General features: G+C 61.7%; 14 protein-coding genes. 7 read left to right on the top strand and 7 right to left on the bottom strand.

Annotated elements, in window-relative coordinates:
- Positions 1-232: 232 nt before the first annotated feature.
- Positions 233-1789 carry a VOC family protein gene (locus MOV63_RS22135; RefSeq protein ID WP_247036833.1) on the bottom strand — a complete coding sequence of 519 codons (1557 nt, stop codon included), beginning with the start codon at positions 1787-1789 and terminating at the stop codon, positions 233-235.
- A 341-nt stretch (positions 1790-2130) separates the two neighbouring features.
- Between MOV63_RS22135 and MOV63_RS22130 the strand changes: the two genes are divergently transcribed.
- Both MOV63_RS22130 and MOV63_RS22125 read left to right on the top strand, forming a co-directional pair.
- The gene (locus tag MOV63_RS22130; protein WP_173426749.1) at positions 2131-3984 is read left to right on the top strand and encodes an ABC transporter ATP-binding protein; all 1854 of its coding nucleotides are present in this window, start codon (positions 2131-2133) and stop codon (positions 3982-3984) included.
- 10 nt (positions 3985-3994) lie between these two features.
- Positions 3995-5893: an ABC transporter ATP-binding protein gene (locus MOV63_RS22125; RefSeq protein ID WP_247036832.1), complete on the top strand. Its 1899-nt coding sequence runs from the start codon at positions 3995-3997 to the stop codon at positions 5891-5893.
- 136 nt (positions 5894-6029) lie between these two features.
- On the opposite strand, the gene mmsB is transcribed toward MOV63_RS22125, so the two are convergent.
- From mmsB to araD1, 6 genes are all read right to left on the bottom strand, one after another.
- Positions 6030-7220, bottom strand: a complete 1191-nt coding sequence (mmsB, locus tag MOV63_RS22120) for a multiple monosaccharide ABC transporter permease (protein ID WP_038543709.1) — start codon at positions 7218-7220, stop codon at positions 6030-6032.
- On the bottom strand, positions 7217-8779 hold the full coding sequence (gene mmsA / locus MOV63_RS22115) for a multiple monosaccharide ABC transporter ATP-binding protein (RefSeq protein ID WP_038543711.1): 1563 nt from the start codon (positions 8777-8779) through the stop codon (positions 7217-7219). The genes mmsB and mmsA overlap by 4 nt, the downstream gene beginning before the upstream one ends.
- 57 nt (positions 8780-8836) lie before the next feature.
- Positions 8837-9868 (bottom strand): multiple monosaccharide ABC transporter substrate-binding protein, encoded by a 1032-nt coding sequence (gene chvE, locus MOV63_RS22110; protein ID WP_244446674.1) that lies wholly within the window; start codon positions 9866-9868, stop codon positions 8837-8839.
- A gap of 118 nt (positions 9869-9986) precedes the next feature.
- Complete coding sequence (locus MOV63_RS22105) at positions 9987-11831, bottom strand: IlvD/Edd family dehydratase (RefSeq protein WP_157885240.1); 1845 nt, start codon at positions 11829-11831, stop codon at positions 9987-9989.
- A 2-nt stretch (positions 11832-11833) separates the two neighbouring features.
- The gene (locus MOV63_RS22100) at positions 11834-12760 is read right to left on the bottom strand and encodes a Gfo/Idh/MocA family protein (protein WP_038543715.1); all 927 of its coding nucleotides are present in this window, start codon (positions 12758-12760) and stop codon (positions 11834-11836) included.
- 7 nt (positions 12761-12767) lie between these two features.
- Complete coding sequence (gene araD1, locus MOV63_RS22095) at positions 12768-13760, bottom strand: AraD1 family protein (RefSeq protein ID WP_247036835.1); 993 nt, start codon at positions 13758-13760, stop codon at positions 12768-12770.
- 330 nt (positions 13761-14090) lie between these two features.
- On the opposite strand from araD1, the gene ytfQ reads away from it, so the two are divergent.
- The 5 genes from ytfQ (at position 14091) to MOV63_RS22070 (ending at position 19457) form a co-directional block, all read left to right on the top strand.
- The gene (gene ytfQ / locus MOV63_RS22090; protein ID WP_038543717.1) at positions 14091-15050 is read left to right on the top strand and encodes a galactofuranose ABC transporter, galactofuranose-binding protein YtfQ; all 960 of its coding nucleotides are present in this window, start codon (positions 14091-14093) and stop codon (positions 15048-15050) included.
- A 107-nt stretch (positions 15051-15157) separates the two neighbouring features.
- The gene (locus tag MOV63_RS22085; RefSeq protein ID WP_247036831.1) at positions 15158-16684 is read left to right on the top strand and encodes a sugar ABC transporter ATP-binding protein; all 1527 of its coding nucleotides are present in this window, start codon (positions 15158-15160) and stop codon (positions 16682-16684) included.
- Positions 16681-17730 carry an ABC transporter permease gene (locus tag MOV63_RS22080; protein WP_247036829.1) on the top strand — a complete coding sequence of 350 codons (1050 nt, stop codon included), beginning with the start codon at positions 16681-16683 and terminating at the stop codon, positions 17728-17730. Before MOV63_RS22085 ends, MOV63_RS22080 begins: the two co-directional genes overlap by 4 nt.
- The gene (gene yjfF / locus MOV63_RS22075) at positions 17727-18713 is read left to right on the top strand and encodes a galactofuranose ABC transporter, permease protein YjfF (protein ID WP_247036828.1); all 987 of its coding nucleotides are present in this window, start codon (positions 17727-17729) and stop codon (positions 18711-18713) included. Before MOV63_RS22080 ends, yjfF begins: the two co-directional genes overlap by 4 nt.
- Positions 18714-19457, top strand: a complete 744-nt coding sequence (locus tag MOV63_RS22070) for a FadR/GntR family transcriptional regulator (RefSeq protein WP_038543725.1) — start codon at positions 18714-18716, stop codon at positions 19455-19457.
- Positions 19458-19463: the final 6 nt, after the last annotated feature.

Here is a 19463-nt window from a genome sequence, read left to right as displayed (position 1 = left end):
GCGCAACATTGTGAGAAGCTGGTTGAGGCGAACCTCATTTTTTAGTCTTTGAACACGTCTTTGAACCTTTCCGGACCTGACGAGCGCTTGAGGCACCCATACAGGCCAGCGCGCCCGTTTCGATATCGTGCTCGGCAACCTGACGGCCTATGGCATGGCGCTTCGAAGGCGTGGGTTCAAGGCAGACATATCCGCCGCCGTCGATGTCATCGCTCTGCATTACGGCGACTAGTTAGAAGCCATTTTCGATCAGCCAGTCACGGGCGATCATCTCGTCCTCGGTGCCGATCCCGTGGTTGGCATCGAGCGTCCTGGCGGTAAGTTCCGCTCCGTCAGCGATAAGCCGCTCTTCGAGTTCCCGGGCCAGCGAACCGTAAAAATCGTCGGTCGCGCTGAGCGACAGGACATGCGTACCGGAAAGATCGACTGCCGGCCGAGCTTCCAGGCAGTTCATCGACCGCAGCAGCACCGCTTTGCGGATCAGGTCCGGATGAAGCTGCATCACCGCGCCGATCATGTTGCCGCCGTTGGACCAGCCGGCAAATGCCGTCCGCGCCGGATCGACGCCATAGGCCGGACCAAGTTCCTCCACGAAGGCGACGAAGGCCTCCGCTTCCGAGACGATCTCCTTCTGATCGAACGTCATCTCCGTGAAACGACGAAAATATCGCGGATGCCCCTCGTCCGTGGACCGCCCGCGCACCCCGATCAGCATGGCGTTCGGAGCCGCCTTGCGGCCGAAGGGCAGCATGGTCGTCTCATTGCCGCCGCTGCCGTGCAGCAGCACTAGCGTCGAACCGTCCCAACTCTCCGGCATGTGGATGCGGTGCACGAAAGGCAGGTCGCGATAGATGATGCGCTCCTCTCCCGGCAGGCCGAACTGCGGCAGCATGACCCGCAGGACATCGTGGTCTTCCTTGAAATGCGTCGGGATAAACAGCTCGGACCCCAGCGTTTCAATCGGCTCGTCCGCCATGAAACCCGGCCCGTCCGTCGCCAGTTCGATCAGCGTACCGGACGGCTCGCGGACGTAGAGCGAGTGGAAATAATGCCGGTCATGCATGTTCATCTCGCCGGCGTCTTCCGCCAACAATCCCGCATGCACCGCCTCGACCTCGGGCCGATCGACGGCGCGAAACGCGATATGGTCGATCGTGCCGGTGCCGGGTGCCGCAGTCCAGAAACCGCCCGCATCGTGGACGTCGACGATATCTCGCGCATCAGACACCAGCCGCTGGATATTGCCGTCCTTCGGCCCGAGCCGAAGCCCCATATGCCGTGTCAGAAACGCCGCGGTCTGCTCCGGCTTTTCGGAAAGGATCGTCGCCCCATGGAGTTTTCGGATCGCATCCGCCTCGCTTATGCCGCCGCCGCTCCACCAGACCCAGGGCGTCGTCTCCTCGACGCCGACGAGCTTGACGATGATCCCGTCCGGGTCGGTCAGCCGCAGCACCGGCTCGCCGAACTCCTGGGCCGGGCCGGCAAGCTTGACATTGAACTGTAGCGCCCGCGTCAACCAGAAGCCGATTGCCTCGGGCGCAATCGCAAAACTGATCTCGCTCGGCGCACCATGCCCAACGCGCCCAAGCGAGCCATCTTCCCAGGCGAGGAAAGTCACCAGCGAGCCCGGTGTCGCCGCACCGTCTCCATAGAACAGATGCAGCTGGCGAGCGTCCTCGAAGCCGGCCGTCCGCTTGACGAGCCGCAGGCCCAGAAAGCCCGTGTAGAAATCGACATTCGCCTGGATCTTGCGGGTGATGGCGGTGATGTGATGCAGGCCGCTGGTCATGCGAAAGCCAAACCTTTCTTGTCAGTTATGGCGCGACGATATCAGGCAGGAACTGACCTTGCGATATGCACGGAGACAAAAGAAAGCGCGGTCAACATCCTGATGGGCATTCTCCCTCCCGCATCCGCATGCTCAGGCATTGGAATACCGACAGGCTCGTTGCCGAAAATTCAGGCGACACACAGGTCAAAAAATCATCACAGGCGGCTCCGTTTTCGGTCCAAATCGGTTGACTGATCAGCGTCAGTATGCAGGCTAGATAAAGGTCCCGAATCTTCATCTCATAATGGCCGTCTTTCCGGATATTTTTCCGGCTCTGTAATTCATTTTGGAATAAAACCGTGAGCAGCGATGCAACAGTTCGCGCTGCGAAGCCGTCGGCTTCGTTGGCGCTGGTGAATGCGGCAGGTTGGGGCAAAGGCTTCTCGATACTGACCCGCATTACCGTCATGGCCTTCCGTCATCCGTGGCAATCGAGCTTCGCGATCGGCGCGACCCTGATCGCCTCCAGCTTTCAGCTGATGATCCCGCGGCTGCTCGGTCAGGCGGTGGACCACACGCAGGTGGCGCTGACCGGCGGCGATGCCGGCCAGGCGGCACAGGATGCGCTGTTGACGACAGCACTGCTCCTGCTCGGCGCCAGCGTGCTGCGCGGCATCTTCACCCTGTTCCAGAACTATTTCAGCGAGGCGGTCGGCCATCATATGGGCTACCGCCTCCGGCTGGCCTGTTACGAGAAGATCCAGCGGCTCTCCTTCAGCTTTCACGACAGCATGCATTCGGGCGACCTGATCACCGTCGGGCTTCTCGATCTCGAAGGCGTGCGCATGTATTTCTCGACCGCGCTGGTGCGCATGGTTCTCCTGACCGTGCTGATCGGTATCGGTGCCTATCTTCTGCTGTCGACCGACGTGGTGCTCGGCCTGCTGGCCTTGAGCTTCGTGCCGTTCGTCGGCTGGCGGTCGTCGGTGACGCAACTGCGGCTGCGCGCCACCTGGCTCGACCTCCAGGAACGGCTTTCGGTTCTGACCCGCGTGATGGAGGAAAACCTCGGCGGCATCCGCGTCGTGCGCGCCTTTGCCGCGCAGGATCACGAGCTCGACAAGTTCGAGGTGGCGTCGAAGAGCGCCGTATCCCTGGCACATCAGCGCGTCGGCATCCGGGTCGCAAATACCAGCGCCATGACACTGTCCTTCTTCGCCTCCATGGGCCTGGTTCTCTGGGTCGGCGGCACCAAGGTGATGGCCGGTGAGATGACCGTCGGCACGCTCACCTCCTTCCTCACCTTCATGACCATCCTGCAGATGCCGGTTCGCCAGCTCGGCCTGATGGTCAACGCCTTTGCCCGCGCCTCCACCTGCGGCGCGCGCCTGTTCGAACTGCTCGACCTCGATATTGCCATCAAGGACGAGAAGGGCGCCAAGGAGCTGAAGGTCACCGACGGCACGCTGCGGTTCGAAAATGTCGACTTCGCCTATCCCGGAGCAGAGAAACATCAGGTCCTGACCGGCGTTTCCTTCGAGGCCAAGCGCGGCGAAACGATCGGCATCGTTGGCCCGCCCGGCAGCGGCAAATCGACCATGGCCCACCTGATACCGCGTTTCTATGATGCGACGGGCGGCAGGATCACAATCGACGGCCAGGATATCCACAGCGCCACGCTGCAATCGCTGCGCCGGTCGGTGGCCGTGGTCCAGCAGGACAGTTTTCTGTTCACGACGACGATCGAAAACAACATCGCCTATGGCGACCCGTGGGCCAAGGAAGGCCGCATCGAGCGTGCCAGCGAAAGCGCCCAGCTGCATAACTACGTGCTCGGCCTGCCGACCGGTTACGGCACGGTCGTCGGCGAACGCGGCGTCTCGCTCTCCGGCGGCCAGCGGCAGCGCCTGTCGATCGCCCGCGCGCTGATGTTGCGCCCGGCAGTGATGGTGTTCGACGATTCGACCGCGGCGATCGATGCCGGCACCGAACAGCGCATTCGTACTGCCATGCGCAGATATGCAGCCGACCGGGTGACGATCATCGTCGCCCATCGCCTGAGCTCGCTGATGCATGCCGACCGGATCCTGTTCATGGAAGAGGGCCGCATCGTCGAAAGCGGCACGCATGACGAGCTGCTGGCGCTCGGCGGCCGCTACAAGGCGCTTTACGATCTGCAGGTACGTCCGGGCGACGACGCGCTCAGCGCCTGAGGGAGGATACATGGCCGAGGAACTGGAAACCGAACGCTCCGACGTTCGTGACGACGGCAGGCGCCCGCCCCGCGCGGTGGTCGGCTCGCATCGCATCGAAGAGGAAATCTTCGGTAAGGTCTTCGACAGCGACATCGTCAGGCGCATCTGGGGCTTCGTGCGGCCTTATCGCACCAAGATCTATTGGGCCGTGCTTGCGGTGCTGACCTTCACGGCCATGCAGCTCCTCATCCCGCTGATCATCCGCTACGCGATCGACCATGGCATGCAGGCTGGCAGCGACAGCCAGTCGATCTTAATCTGGTCGATGGTTGCCTTTCTTGTGGCGATCCTCATCAATTTCGGGGCCAGCTATGCGCAGGAAACGCTGGTTGGCGGCGTGGCCGAAGACGTGCTCTTCGATATCCGCAGGGCGATGTTCACCCATCTGCAACGCGTCTCGCTCTCCTGGATGGACAAGACGGAGGTTGGCCGCCTAATGTCGCGCCTGCAGGGCGACGTCAATTCCATGCAGGAATTCCTCGAAACCTCAGTTCTCTCGGTCGGCGATATCACGCTGCTGTTCGGTATCGTCTTCGTGATGCTGACGCTCGATTTCAAGCTCGGCCTGCTGACGCTCTGCGCCCTGCCCGTCCTCTTCGTCGTCCGCCTGTTCTGGCTGCCACGGGCGCGAAAATCGTTCATGGCCGCGCATGAGACCAACTCGATCGCCAACGGCGCGCTTGCCGAAGCCATCCACGGCGTGCGCGCCGTCCAGAGCATGGACCGCCAGAGCGTCAACTTCACACTCTATGACGACAAGGCCCGCGCCAACCTCAACACGCATCTGAATGCGGCCAAATACGCCCAGGTCATGGTGCCGATCGTCGACTCGTTGACCGGCCTTGCGATGGCGCTGGTCGTCGTGGTCGGCGGCGCCCGCGTGCTCAACCAGGCGCTCGACGTCGGCGTCATGGTCGCCTTCCTGTTCTACATCCAGCGCTTCTTCGACCCGATTCGGTCGCTGACGCTGCAATATTCGGTGATGCAGCGCGCCATGGCATCCGGCCAGCGCCTGACCGAAGTGCTGGATGTACCGGTCGATGTCCAGGATGCGCCGAACGCCAATGTCCTCACATCGGACATGGACGGCTCGGTCGAATTCAAGGACGTGGTGTTCGGCTACAATCCCAAGCACCCGGTCCTGAAACATGTGAGCTTCAAGGTGAACCCGGGCGAAACGGTCGCGCTGGTCGGCCCAACGGGCTCGGGCAAATCCAGCTGTATGTCGCTGATCCATCGTTTCTACGACGTGCAGCAGGGCCAGGTTCTGGTCGGCGGTCACGACGTGCGCGACCTGACCCAGGAATCGCTCGGCCGGCAGATCGCCATGGTATTGCAGGAGCCGTTCCTGTTCACCGGAACGGTGTTCGAGAACATCCGCTACCACAAGACGGACGCGACCCGCGAACAGGTGATCGAGGCGGCCAAGGCAGTCGGCGCCCATGATTTCATCATGCGCATGCAGGATGGTTACGAAAGCATTCTCGGCCAGCGCGGCGGCAATCTCTCGCTCGGCCAGCGCCAACTTCTGAGCTTTGCCCGCGCGCTTGTGGCGGATGCGAAAATCCTGGTGCTCGACGAGGCGACCGCCAATATAGACAGCTATACCGAAATGCTGATCCAGAAGGCTTTGGTGAAGCTGCTCGAAGGCCGCACCGGCCTCGTCATCGCCCATCGCCTGGCAACGATCCGAGAGGCCGACCGCATCATCGTGCTGCAGAACGGCGAGCTGATCGAGAGCGGCAATCACCGCGAGCTGATGAAGAACAAAAAGCTCTATTCGAAACTCTACAATCTTAACTACTCGTCCTTCGATGATATCCCCGAGGATGTGATCGAAGAGGCGGTGACCGAGCAGGCGACGTGAAGCCGGTTTGGACCGTTCCACCCGTCGCGCCTGAAGCCGACGCGACACCAGAGCAGCCCACAAAAAAGCCCGGAGGCGTCTGACGCCTCCGGGCTTTTCAAAGTTTCATCAGGCAATCTTGAAGGAAAGCGGCGCCTCAGCGGCGCTGGTTATAGACATCGACGCAGACGGCGCCGAGTAGGACCAGGCCCTTGATCACCTGCTGGTAGTCGATGCCGATGCCGAGGATCGACATGCCGTTGTTCATCACGCCCATGATGAAGGCGCCGATGACGGCACCCGTCACCTTGCCGACGCCGCCATAGGCCGAGGCGCCGCCGATGAAGCAGGCGGCGATGACGTCGAGTTCGAAGCCGATGCCTGCCTTTGGTTGCGCCGTGTTGAGACGGGCTGCGACGATGAGACCGCCCAGCGCCGCCAGAACGCCCATGTTGACAAATGTCCAGAAGGTCAGCCGCGTCGTCTTGATGCCCGAAAGTTCGGCGGCGCGGATATTGCCGCCGACGGCATAGATCTGCCGGCCGATGATCGTGCGGTTGGTCAGGAAGCCGTAGGCCGCAATGAGCACCGCCATGATGATCAGCACGTTCGGCATGCCGCGATGCGAGGAGATCAGGAAGGCGACGTAGCCGACGCCGGCGAAGATCAGCAGGTTCTTGGCGATGAAGAAACCGAAGGGCTCCGTCTCGACGCCATGCGAAATGCGGCGCTTGCGGCTCGCGATATTCTGCACGATGAGGATCACCGCAAGAACGAGGCCGAGCAGGAGCGAAGTGATGTAGAGACCGCCGGCCGAAGAGATGAGCTCGACGATATAGCCGGACGACAGCTTCTGGAAGATCGGCGGGAACGGCCCGATCGAGCGTCCGTCAAGCACCGAAATCATCAGGCCCTTGAACACGAGCATGCCCGCAAGCGTTACGATGAAGGACGGGATCTTGAAATACGCGACCCAATATCCCTGAACGGCTCCGATCAACCCACCGAGTGCCAGGCACAGGATTGTCGCGACAATGAAGTTGACGTCATACTGAACCATCAGCACCGCGGCGACCGCCCCGATGAAGCCGGCCACCGAACCGACCGACAGGTCGATATGGCCGGTGACGATCACCATCAGCATGCCAAGCGCCATGATGACGATATAGCTGTTCTGCAGCACCACGTTGGTGATGTTGAGCGGCATCAGAAGAACGCCGCCGGTGGCGACCTGGAAGAAGATGACGATGACGACCAGCGAGATCAGCATGCCGAAATCGCGCAGGTTGTCCTTCAGAAAACCGGCCGCGCTCTGCGGCACCGCGATTGTTTCCTGGGGGGTGCTCATACTTCTCTCCCTTTGCGCCGCATGATGGCGCGCATGATATTTTCCTGCGTGGCCTCTTCGCCGGCGACTTCGCCGACGAACGCACCTTCGTGCATGACCACGATACGGTCGCAAATGCCGATCAGCTCAGGCATTTCCGACGAGATGACGATCACAGCCTTGCCCGCATTGGCGAGCTCGTTGATGATCGTATAGATTTCGTATTTCGCGCCGACATCGATGCCGCGCGTCGGTTCGTCGAGGATCAGCACGTCAGGCTCGGTGAACAGCCACTTCGACAATACCACTTTCTGCTGGTTGCCGCCCGAGAGCTTTCCGGTTTCCTGATAGACGTTATGGCTGCGGATGCGCATGCGGGTGCGGAATTCCTGAGCCACCTTCATCTCGGCGATGTCGTCGATCACCCCGCGCGAGGAAACCCCGCCGAGATGGGCGAGCGAGACGTTCTTGCGGATGTCCTCCGGCAGGATGAGGCCGAGCTGCTTGCGGTCTTCGGTGACATACGCAAGTTTGGCCTTGATCGCGCGATGCACGTTGGAAAGGTCCACTTCCTTGCCGTGCAGTTTTGCGGTGCCGGTGATGTCGCGACCCCAGGAGCGGCCAAAAACACTCATCGCGAACTCGGTGCGGCCTGCGCCCATCAGGCCCGAAATGCCGACGATCTCGCCAGCGCGGGCCTTCAGCGACACGTTCTTGACCACCTGACGATCCGAATGCAGCGGGTGGTAGACCGACCAGTTGTCGATCTCGAAAATCACCTCGCCGATCTTCGGCTCGCGCTTCGGATAGCGGCTTTCAAGGTCGCGATCGACCATGCGGCGGATGATCTCGTCTTCTTCGACGGGCCCGGCATGGCAATCGAGGGTGCCCACCGTACGGCCGTCGCGCAGCACCGTGATGCGGTCGGCGACGGCGGAGATTTCGTTGAGCTTGTGGGAAATCAGGATCGACGTGATGCCATGCGCACGAAACTCCTTCAGGAGTTCGAGGAGCGCGGCACTGTCCGTCTCGTTGAGCGACGCGGTCGGCTCGTCGAGAATGAGCAGCCGCACATCCTTCGAAAGCGCCTTGGCGATCTCGACGAGCTGCTGCTTGCCGACGCCGATATTGGTGATCAGCGTATCTGGCCGTTCGGTAAGGCCCACCTTGGCGAGCAGCGTCTTGGTGCGCTCGTGCCGCTCATGCCGCTCGATGACGCCGTAACGCGCCGGCGGATTGGTGAGGAAAATGTTCTCCGCGATCGACATCAGCGGAATAAGCGCCAGTTCCTGATGGATGATGATGATGCCGAGCTTCTCGGAACCGTTGATGTCGCGGAAGTGGCGTTCTTCACCCGCGAAAAGGATCGAGCCTTCATAGGAGCCGTGCGGATACACACCCGACAGGACCTTCATCAGCGTCGACTTGCCGGCACCGTTTTCGCCGACGAGCGCGTGGATCTCACCTTCCTTGACGGTGAAGCTGACATCGGAAAGCGCCTTGATGGCGCCAAAGCTCTTCGAAATGCCCCGCATTTCTAGAATGGGCGGCTTTTCGGGAAGAGAGACAGGATCGAGCATAATGACTCCGGATAACAGGACCGCGCGGCGGGGTTGCCGCCGCGCGGGTGGAAAGACTTACTTGATCTGCGATTCCTTGTAGTAACCGCTGTCGACCAGAACCTGTTTCCAGTTGGACTTGTCAACCACGACTGGCTTCAGCAGGTAGGAAGGAACGACCTTCTTGCCGTTATCATAGGTCTTGGTATCGTTCACGGTCGGCTCCTTGCCGCTCATGGCCGCATCAACCATATCGACAGTCACCTTGGCAAGATCACGAGTATCCTTGAAGATGGTGGAATACTGTTCGCCGGCAAGGATCGACTTGACCGAAGGCACTTCGGCATCCTGGCCGCTCACGAGCGGCATCGCCATGTTGCCGCTTCCGTAGCCGACGCCCTTCAGGGACGAAAGGATACCGATCGAGATGCCGTCATAAGGCGACAGGACTGCATCCAGCTTCTTGTTGGAATAGGTGGAGGAGAGGATCGCGTCCATACGGGCCTGGGCGGTTGCGCCGTCCCAGCGAAGCGTTGCGACCTTGTCCATGCCGACCTGTCCGCTGCCGACCTTCAGCACGCCCTTGTCGATCAGCGGCTGCAGAACGCTCATCGCGCCGTTGTAGAAGAAGAAGGCGTTGTTGTCGTCCGGCGAGCCGCCGAAGAGCTCGATGTTGAACGGGCCCTTCTCGGTGTCTGCCTTGAGGCCCTTCACCAGCGAGGTAGCCTGCTGGACGCCGACCTGGAAGTTGTCGAACGTGGCGTAGTAGTCGACGTTGGCGCTGTTGCGGATCAGGCGGTCATAGGCGATGACCTTGATCTTCTTGTCGGCAGCCTGCTGCAGCACGTCGGTCAGCGTCGTGCCGTCGATCGAGGCAATCACCAGCACCTTGGCGCCCTTGGTGATCATGTTCTCGATCTGCGAGAGCTGGTTCGGGATATCGTCTTCAGCGTACTGAAGATCGGTCTTGTAACCGCGCTCTTTCAGAACCTTGACCATGTTGTCGCCGTCGGCGATCCAGCGGGCGGAAGACTTGGTCGGCATGGCGACGCCGACGAGGCCCTTTTCCTGGGCACTGGCCGGAGCCGCGACGACCAGACCGGCCAACATGGCCGCTGTCGCGAGATATTTGAACATTCGCATGGATTACTCCTCCTTTGGAGCGGCTCCCTTCGAGCCGCCAATCTTGTTGAAGGGCGGCCCCTCGCCGCCCTGAGAACCGAAACGGTCAGTGATTGTCGCGCGGAATGCCATTGGTCTGGGCAATCCGCTGGTATTTGACGGCCGGCTCCAGCACTGCGCCGGTTTCGAGCTGGCCGACATAGTGGCGCTGGATTTCCTGCCAGGGCGTCTGATGCTCCGGATAACGGTATCCCCCGTCGGCTTCCAAAGCCTTGCGGCGCTCGGCCATCTCCTCGTCGGAGATCAGAATGTCCGCGGTGCCGCGACCGACGTCGATGCGCACGCGATCGCCGGTCCGCAGGATCGCGAGACCACCACCGGCGGCGGCTTCCGGCGAGGCATTGAGGATCGACGGGCTGCCCGAGGTTCCCGACTGGCGGCCGTCGCCGATGCAGGCGAGCGACGAGATGCCCTGCTTCAGAAGATAATCCGGAGCGCGCATGTTGACGACTTCCGCCGCACCCGGATACCCGATCGGGCCGGCGCCGCGCATGAACAGGACCGTATGCGCGTCGATCTTGAGGGACGGATCGTCGATCCGGTGATGATAATCCTCCGGCCCGTCGAACACGACCGCCCTGCCTTCGAAGGCTTCCGGATCGTTCGGGTTGGAGAGATAACGCTGACGGAATTCCGGCGAGATGACGCTGGTCTTCATGATCGCCGAAGAGAACAGATTGCCGCGCAGCACCCGGAAACCGGCATGGGGCTTCAAAGGCTCGTCATAGCGGCGGATGACCTTCTCGTCCTCGATGATCGCGCCACGGCAGTTCTCGCCGATCGTCTTGCCGTTGACCGTCATGGCATCCTCATGGATGAGGCCCTGGGTCATCAGCTGGTTGACAACCGCCGGGACGCCACCTGCATGATAATAGTCCTCGCCGAGATATTCGCCGGCCGGCTGCAGGTTGACGAGCAGCGGCACTTCCTCGCCATAGGTCTGCCAGTCGTCGACGGTGAGCTCCACGCCGATATGCCGGGCGAGCGCGTTCAGATGGATCGGCGCGTTGGTCGAGCCGCCGATCGCCGAATTGACGCGAATGGCGTTGATGAAGGCTTCCTTGGTCAGGATTTCGGAAGGCTTCAGGTCTTCCTTGACCATCTCGACGATGCGAAGCCCGGTCAGATAGGAGACCTCCTGCCGGTCGCGATAAGGCGCCGGGATCGCGGCAGAGCCCGGAAGCTGCATGCCGAGCGCTTCGGCGAGCGAATTCATCGTCGTCGCGGTGCCCATCGTGTTGCAATAGCCGGTGGACGGCGCCGAGGAGGCAACGAGCTTCACGAAGCCCGCATAATCGATCTCGCCCTTGGCCAGCAGTTCGCGTGCCTTCCAGACGATGGTACCGGAGCCCGTGCGCTCGCCGCGGAACCAGCCGTTCAGCATCGGGCCGACGGAGAGCGCGATCGCTGGAATGTTGACGGTTGCCGCCGCCATGAGACAGGCCGGGGTGGTCTTGTCACAGCCGATCGTCAGCACGACGCCATCGAGCGGATAACCGTAAAGCACTTCCACGAGGCCAAGATAGGCAAGGTTGCGGTCAAGGCCGGCGGTCGGGCGCTTGCCCGTTTCTTGGATGGGATGGACCGGGAATTCGATGGCAATCCCGCCTGCTTCGCGAATGCCCTCGCGCAGACGATGTGCCAGCTCCAGATGGTGCCGATTGCACGGCGAAAGGTCGGAACCCGTCTGGGCGATACCGATGATCGGTCGGTCGGACTGCAGTTCCGCCTGGCTGAGACCGAAATTCATGTAGCGCTCAAGATAGAGCGCCGTCATATCGACATTCGACGGGTTGTCGAACCACGCGCGAGAGCGGAGCTTTCTGGCCACCTGGCCACCCTTGCCGGTTTCGGCGATCTCGTTCGAAGTTACGTTTTCCGAATTGGTCATCATCAGTCCTCAAATACGTCTGTTTCAATGCGCCGGCCCAGCATAAAGGCATCGGCGACATGCACCAGCGGCGAGAAATCGGCATCGCTGCGGCTTTCGGCCACCAGCGCGACGAAATCACGATAGAGATTGCGGTATTCACGGTCTTCTTCAACGATCGCGCTTTTGCCATCGACGAAAAGACGACTGCCGCCATGGGTCAGAACGATCGGACCCTCGTCGGTCTCCGCACGGATATCCCAGGTCTGCGGTCCGGTCTGGCGCCAGTCGAATTCAGCCGAAACCGGCACGCCGCCATCCGTTTCGAAAGACAGGCTTGCCGCAATCGGCGCCGCCCTGTTGGCCGGGAAGGTCAATTCGGAACGGGTGAGATGAAAGCTCTCCGGCAGGATGCGCGTGACGATCGACAGCGCGTTGATGCCGGGGTCGAAGACGCCGAGGCCGCCCGGCTCCCAGATCCAGGCCTGGCCCGGATGCCAGTGGCGGACATCTTCCTTCCATTCCACCGCAACGCTGCGAATCCTGCGTTTGGCAAGCAGCGCCCGTGCCGGCTCGACAGCTGCGGCCGCGCGCGAATGCCAGGTCGAGAACAGCGAAACACCCTTCGCCTTAGCGAGTTTTTCCAGCGCGTAGACCTCAGAAAGCGTCGCACCCGGCGGCTTTTCGAGCATCACATGCTTGCCGGCATCGAGTGCTGCCTTTGCCTGCTCGAAACGGCCCACGGGCGGCGTACAGAGAGAGACGGCATCGAACTCGACGTCCGAGGCGAGCAGGTCGCCGATTTCGTGGAAACAGGCGATGTCATCGAGTTTTGCGTGACGGCTGGCGACGGCGACGAGCTCGATGCCGTCGGTCGCTTCGATCGCGCCGAGATGCTGATCCCTTGCGATCTTTCCAAGCCCGACAATGGCGACGCGAATGGGAGCCATGGCCGCCTCAGAGCTTCTTGATCGTCACGGGCGCATCCGCCGCGACGGTCAGCCGGTTGACGACCGGCAGCTTGAAGGGAGCAGCGGAAATCTCGAAAACGTCGCCGGGCTCCGTCTTGATCCCTTCCGAGAACGACAGCGTCGCCGTGCCGAAGAAATGCACATGCAGATCGCCCGGCTGACGGAAGATGTCGTATTTGAAATTATGATGCTCAAGATTGGCGATCGTGTGCGACATGTTCGCCTCGCCGGACAGGAACGGCTTTTCGAAGATCACCTCGTCGCCGCGCCGCACGCGTGATGTGCCTTCCACGTGGTCCGGCAGGTCGCCGACCAGAAGTTCCGCGCCGAGGGCCGCCTGGCGCAGCTTGGAATGGGCGAGCCAGAGATAGTTGCCCTTCTCGGTCACATGGTCGGAAAATTCGTTGGCGAGACAGAAGCCCAGCCGGAAGGGCGTGCCGTCCGGGCCGATCAGATAGATGCCCGCCAGTTCCGGCTCCTCGCCGCCGTCGAGCGCGAAGGCCGGCGACACGAGATCGCTGCCGGTGGCGCGAAGCTGTGAGCCGTTGCCCTTATAGAACCATTCCGGCTGCACGCCGGCCTCGCCGGGTTTCGGCTTGCCGCCTTCGACGCCCATCAGGAACATGCGCATGGAATCGGTCGGCTTTTCCGACGCCTGCGCCGCCTTGTGCATCTTGTCACGACCATCGGCCGAGCCGAGATGGGTCAATCCGGTGCCGGCAACGATGAAATGCGCCGGGTCCGGATGGGTGATCGGCAGGCCAAGGCGACCTTCGCCCGCAGCCTTTTCAAGATCGACGACATCGCCGAGACCGACCGCGTCGATACGCTGAGCCAAGGTCTGGCCGGCGGCAATCGCCTGGGAGGCGAGGTCATAGGTTGACGAAACGCCGTTGACCGCACGGGCAGCACCTTCGCCATCCCATGCGACGACAATAGACGCACCAGCGCCATTCACGACCTGAAGAACCCGCAACATCGATTTCATCACCCAAATGCTTCCAATATCAACATGGCGTCTCCTGTCGCCATGCCACTCCTCCCATCAGAACCGTCTGGCCCGATGTAGTCATTAATACGACTATTGGATTGGCGGCGGGCTTGTCAAGGATAAGAAAAAGCGCGTTCGCCAATTCCGATATTTTTCAGAAACCCCATTTATCCTGCAGATTCAAACGATTGTTTCCCTCAAAGGTAGAGGGGACGTCGCTCTTTTCAAAATTCGTTCGAAAATAGCGCTTGAAAAAGTAATATTATATGCCAAACCTTGCAGCGTCAGTTCGCTTTCTCATCTCTGGGAGGATTTAAGATGAAAAGAGCTCTCGCGGCAGCTGCAGCCGCTCTCACCCTGTCTTTGGCATCCGGCGTTTCCGCCGCGTCTCTAACGATCGGTTTCTCGCAAATCGGTTCGGAGTCCGGCTGGCGTGCCGCCGAAACCACGGTCACCAAGCAGGAAGCCGAAAAACGCGGCGTCACCCTGAAATTCGCCGACGCCCAGCAGAAGCAGGAAAACCAGATCAAGGCGATCCGTGGCTTCATCGCCCAAAAGGTCGACGCGATCTTCATCGCACCGGTGGTCGCCACCGGCTGGGATGCGGTTCTCAAGGAAGCCAAGGAAGAGAAAATCCCGGTCATCCTGCTCGACCGCGACATCGAATCGCCGAAGGACCTCTATCTGACCGCCGTCACGTCCGACCAGGTGTTCGAAGGCAAGGTCGCCGGCGATTGGCTGGTCAAGGAAATCGGTTCCAAGAACTGCAAGGTCGTGGAACTTCAGGGCACGACCGGCTCTTCGCCCGCCATCAACCGCAAGAAGGGTTTTGAACAGGCGATCGCCGGACATTCCAACATCAAGATCGCCCGCTCGCAGACCGGCGACTTCACCCGCACCAAGGGCAAGGAAGTCATGGAAAGCTTCATCAAGGCCGAGGGCGGCGGCAAGGACATCTGCGCGGTCTATGCCCATAACGACGACATGGCGGTCGGCGCCATCCAGGCGATCAAGGAAGCCGGCTTGAAGCCCGGTTCCGACATCAAGGTCGTCTCGATCGACGCCGTGCCGGACATCTTCCAGGCGATGGCCAAGGGCGAAGCCAATGCGACGGTCGAGCTGACCCCGAACATGGCCGGCCCCGCCTTCGAAGCCCTCAATGCCTATCTCAAGGATAAGAAGGCTCCGCCGAAGTGGATTCAGACGGAATCGAAACTCTATACCGCCAAGGATGACCCGATGAAGGTCTACGAAGCCAAGAAGGGCCTCGGTTACTGACCTCCCGCCGCCCGGCTCTACCCTTACCCCTTAGAGCCGGGCGACTGCAGCAACCGGAGCGGTGCACCTCGCCGCTCCGGTTCTTCGATAGATGCGGGACTTTAGGCATGTCGGATACGAATTCACTTTTGGAAGCCCGGGGCATCGGCAAGGCCTTCCTCGGCATCACGGCGCTCGAGGGCGTGGATTTCACCCTCGAACGCGGCGAGATTCATGCTCTCCTCGGCGAAAACGGCGCCGGTAAATCAACGTTGATCAAGATTCTGACCGGGGTCTATAGCCGCGATCACGGCACCATGCGCCTCGATGGCGCCGAGGTGACCCCGTCGAGCGTCGCGGAAGCACAAGGCCTCGGTATCGGCACCGTTTATCAGGAAGTCAACCTCCTCGAAAACCTGACGGTCGCGGAGAACCTTTTCCTGGGCCGCCAGCCGCGCCGGTTCGGTCTGATCGACCGCCGCGAAATGCGCCGCCGGTCGAAGGCGCTTCTGGAGCGTTACGGCCTCGACATCGATGTCGACGCCCTGCTCTCGTCCTATTCCGTTGCCATCCGCCAGCTTGTCGCCATCGCCCGCGCCGTCGACCTGTCAGGCAAGGTTCTGGTGCTCGACGAACCGACCGCCAGCCTCGATGGCCACGAGGTGGAGATGCTGTTTACCGTCCTTCGCCGGCTGCGCGAGGAAGGCCTCGGCATCATCATCATCACCCATTTTCTCAACCAGGTTTATGCGGTCGCCGACCGTGTCACGGTCTTGCGCAACGGCCGGCTCGTCGGTACCCGCAAGCTCGCCGAACTGCCGCGGCTGGAGCTGATCTCGATGATGCTCGGCCGCGAGCTGCAGCACATCACCCGCGAGCATCAGGCGCAGGAAGAAACCATCGCCTCGACCGCCGAAGCGCCGATCCGCTTCTCGGGCTACGGCAAGCGCGGCAGCGTCGCACCTTTCGATCTGGACATCCGACCCGGCGAAGTGGTCGGCGTCGCGGGCCTGCTCGGCTCCGGCCGCACCGAGACCGCCTTCCTGCTTTTCGGCATCGACCGTGCCGACAGCGGCACCGCGACCGTCGACAACCAGCAGGTCGCCCTCTCCTCCCCGGAAGCGGCGATTGCCAGCGGCTTCGGCTTCTGCCCGGAAGAACGCAAGACCGACGGCATTATCGGCGATTTTTCGGTCGCCGATAACATCGCGCTCGCCGTCCAGGCCCGGCAGGGCTGGGCAAAGCCGATCTCCTCGCGGGAAAAGGCAGCGCTCGCGGAAAACTTCATCAAGTCGCTGGACATCCGGCCGGCCGACCCCAACAGGCAGATGAAATTCCTCTCCGGCGGCAATCAGCAGAAGGCGATCCTCGCCCGCTGGCTGGCGACCGAACCCCGTCTGCTGATATTAGACGAACCGACGCGCGGCATCGATATTGGCGCGCATGCGGAAATCCTGAAAATGATCGAAAAACTCTGTGCCGAAGGCATGTCGCTGGTGGTCATCTCCTCGGAACTGGAGGAACTGACCGCCATCGCCCATCGCGTCATCGTGCTCTCCGATCGCAAACATATCGCCGAACTCAAGGGCGATCGGGTGACTGCCGACAACATCATGCAGGCGATCGCAGCGCCGGCCCACACGGAGGCCGCATGATGGACCGCTTCACCCGCCGGCTGAAACGGCTGGCACCCCAGATCGTCGCGCTTGCAGTCATCCTTGCCCTTATCACGGCAGTCGCACCCGGCTTCCTCAACGTTTCGTTCCAGAACGGCCGGCTCTACGGCAGTTTGATCGATATCCTGGTGCGCGCCGCCCCCGTCGCGCTGCTGACGATTGGCATGACGCTGGTCATCGCCACTCGCGGCATCGATCTCTCGATCGGTGCGGTGATCGCCATCTGCGGTGCAGTCGCCGCGACGCTGATCGCACACGAATATCCGCTGCCGGTCGTGATCCTGATCTCGCTCGGCGTCGGCCTCGCCTGCGGCCTCTGGAACGGCGTGCTGGTCGCCCTGCTCGACATCCAGCCGATCATCGCCACGCTGATCCTGATGGTCGCCGGCCGCGGCATCGCCCAGCTGATCACCGAAGGCGTCATCCTCACCTTCAACAATGACAGCTTTGCAGCGCTCGGTTCCGGTTCGCTCGGCGGCATTCCGATCCCGATCCTTATCTGGGTCTGCGCCGCCCTGATCATCGGTCTGCTGGTCCGCCGCTCGGCGCTCGGCTTCCTGATCGAGGCAACCGGCATCAACCGCCGCGCTGCGACCCTTGCCGGCGTACGCGCCCGCTTCCTGCTGTTCTTCGTCTATGCGATCTCCGGCCTCTGCGCCGCCATCGCCGGCCTGATCGTCACCGCCGATATCCGCGGCGCAGATGCCAACAACGCCGGCCTCTGGCTTGAACTCGACGCCATCCTCGCCGTCGTCATCGGCGGCACCTCGCTGAACGGCGGGCGTTTCTCGATCACCGCATCGCTGATCGGCGCGCTGATCATCCAGTCGATCAACACCGGAATCCTCGTTTCCGGCTTCCCGCCGGAATTCAACCTGATCATCAAGGCCGGCATCATCATGATCGTTCTGACCCTGCAGTCGCCGGCGATCATGGCGTTGCTCGGCTTCGTCAAGGCTCCACGGCGCCGCGACGAAACTGCATCCCGCGAGACATCCCACAAGGCGGAGGGAACGGTCCGATGATCCACACCCGCAACCTGCCCTTCGTCACCACGCTCGGCATCTTCGTCATCGCCTATGCCCTCTGCGTTCTGCAGTTCCCGAACATGCTGTCGACCCGGGTGATCGGCAACCTTTTGACCGACAACGCCTTTCTCGGCATCGCCGCGGTCGGCATGACCTTCGTCATCCTGTCGGGTGGTATCGACCTGTCGATCGGCTCGGTGATCGCCTTTACCAGCGTCTTCGTCGCCGTCCTGGTCGGCTCGCTCGGTATCCACCCGCTCGTCGCTTTCGCTGCAGTGCTGGTCGTCTCGACATTGTTCGGCAGTCTGATGGGCGCCATGATCCGCTATCTGGGCATACCGCCCTTCGTGGTGACGCTTGCCGGCATGTTCCTGGCCCGAGGCGCTGCCTATCTGATCTCGACGGAATCCGTGCCGATCAGCCACCAGATGATCGACACGATCCAGGGCTTCTATTTCCGCTTCCCGGGTGGCGGCAGGCTGACCGCGCTTGCCCTGCTGATGCTGCTGGTGTTCATCGTCGGAGCTTTCATCGCTGGCCGCACCCGCTTCGGCGCCAATGTCTATGCCATCGGCGGCAGCCAGCAATCCGCCGAGCTGATGGGGGTTCCGGTCGGCTCCACGACGGTCGGCATCTATGCGCTGTCCGGCTTCCTCTCGGGCCTCGCGGGCATTGCCTACACGCTCTACACCTCGTCCGGCTATTCGCTGGCGACGGTCGGCGTCGAGCTCGATGCGATCGCAGCCGTCGTCATCGGCGGCACGCTGCTCACCGGCGGCGTCGGCCTGGTCGCGGGAACGTTCATCGGCATTTTGATCCAGGGGCTGATCCAGACCTACATCGTCTTCGACGGTACGCTGTCGTCCTGGTGGACGAAAATCGTCATCGGCATCCTGCTCTTCGTCTTCATTGTATTGCAGCGCGGAATCATCTGGTATTCAAACCGGCGACTGGCCGAGAGCCGGCTGAAGGAGATCTGAGTGGGACTTCTGGAAACGACGATCAGTGGGCGAAAGCGCCGCAGCAACCACGCGCATGTGGTGGCGGAGCTCGGCCGGGGGATCGTTTCCGGCAAGATCCCGGAAGGTTCCCTGCTGCCTGGCGATACCGAGCTCTCCGCCCGTTTCGGCGTCTCCCGCACGGTGTTGCGCGAATCCATGAAGACGCTCTCGGCCAAGAGACTGGTCGAAGCCAAGGCCAAAGTCGGCACCCGCGTGCTCGACAAGGCCAGCTGGAACTTCTTCGATTCGGACGTGCTCGGCTGGCGCTTCGAATCAGGGCTGGATTACGAATTCATCGAGCATCTGGCGGAAATGCGCATGGCGTTGGAACCGGCAGCAGCAGCCGCCGCCGCGCTACGTGCCTCCAGCGATGATATCGTCGCGCTCTACGCGATCGCCGCGAAATTCGACGACCTGTCCCACACGCCGGAAACCATCGCCAAGGTGGACCTGGAATTCCACCTTGCTATCGCCCGGATGTCGGGCAATCCGTTCATGCGCTCGGCAAGCGCGCTGATCGAGGCGGCGCTTGCCATCTCCTTCCAGCTCTCCTCGCCCGCCGCCTCGCCGGAAAAGATCGATGAGGTCGCCACCAACCACCTGCGGATCGCCCATGCGGTCGCCTCGCGTGATCCTGACAGGGCGATCTCCGCCATGCGGCACGTCATCGAGGTCGGCAAGGTCCGCATCGCCAACTCGTTCGAAGTGACCTTGCCGGCCTGAGATAGG

This window comes from Neorhizobium sp. SHOUNA12A, from assembly GCF_023006505.1.
Lineage (GTDB): Bacteria > Pseudomonadota > Alphaproteobacteria > Rhizobiales > Rhizobiaceae > Neorhizobium.
Note: the sequence above shows the minus strand (reverse complement) of the source record. Positions and strands in the feature narration are given on the sequence as shown.

Excerpts from the sequence above, each read along its gene's own strand:
- MOV63_RS22100 (WP_038543715.1), bottom strand. The coding sequence starts at position 12,760 with ATGGCTCCCATTCGCGTCGCCATTGTCGGGCTTGGAAAGATCGCAAGG.
- araD1 (WP_247036835.1), bottom strand. The coding sequence starts at position 13,760 with ATGTTGCGGGTTCTTCAGGTCGTGAATGGCGCTGGTGCGTCTATTGTC.
- mmsA (WP_038543711.1), bottom strand. The coding sequence starts at position 8,779 with ATGCTCGATCCTGTCTCTCTTCCCGAAAAGCCGCCCATTCTAGAAATG.
- MOV63_RS22105 (WP_157885240.1), bottom strand. The coding sequence starts at position 11,831 with ATGACCAATTCGGAAAACGTAACTTCGAACGAGATCGCCGAAACCGGC.
- ytfQ (WP_038543717.1), top strand. The coding sequence starts at position 14,091 with ATGAAAAGAGCTCTCGCGGCAGCTGCAGCCGCTCTCACCCTGTCTTTG.
- MOV63_RS22135 (WP_247036833.1), bottom strand. The coding sequence starts at position 1,789 with ATGACCAGCGGCCTGCATCACATCACCGCCATCACCCGCAAGATCCAG.
- MOV63_RS22085 (WP_247036831.1), top strand. The coding sequence starts at position 15,158 with ATGTCGGATACGAATTCACTTTTGGAAGCCCGGGGCATCGGCAAGGCC.
- MOV63_RS22125 (WP_247036832.1), top strand. The coding sequence starts at position 3,995 with ATGGCCGAGGAACTGGAAACCGAACGCTCCGACGTTCGTGACGACGGC.
- chvE (WP_244446674.1), bottom strand. The coding sequence starts at position 9,868 with ATGTTGGCCGGTCTGGTCGTCGCGGCTCCGGCCAGTGCCCAGGAAAAG.
- MOV63_RS22080 (WP_247036829.1), top strand. The coding sequence starts at position 16,681 with ATGATGGACCGCTTCACCCGCCGGCTGAAACGGCTGGCACCCCAGATC.
- mmsB (WP_038543709.1), bottom strand. The coding sequence starts at position 7,220 with ATGAGCACCCCCCAGGAAACAATCGCGGTGCCGCAGAGCGCGGCCGGT.
- yjfF (WP_247036828.1), top strand. The coding sequence starts at position 17,727 with ATGATCCACACCCGCAACCTGCCCTTCGTCACCACGCTCGGCATCTTC.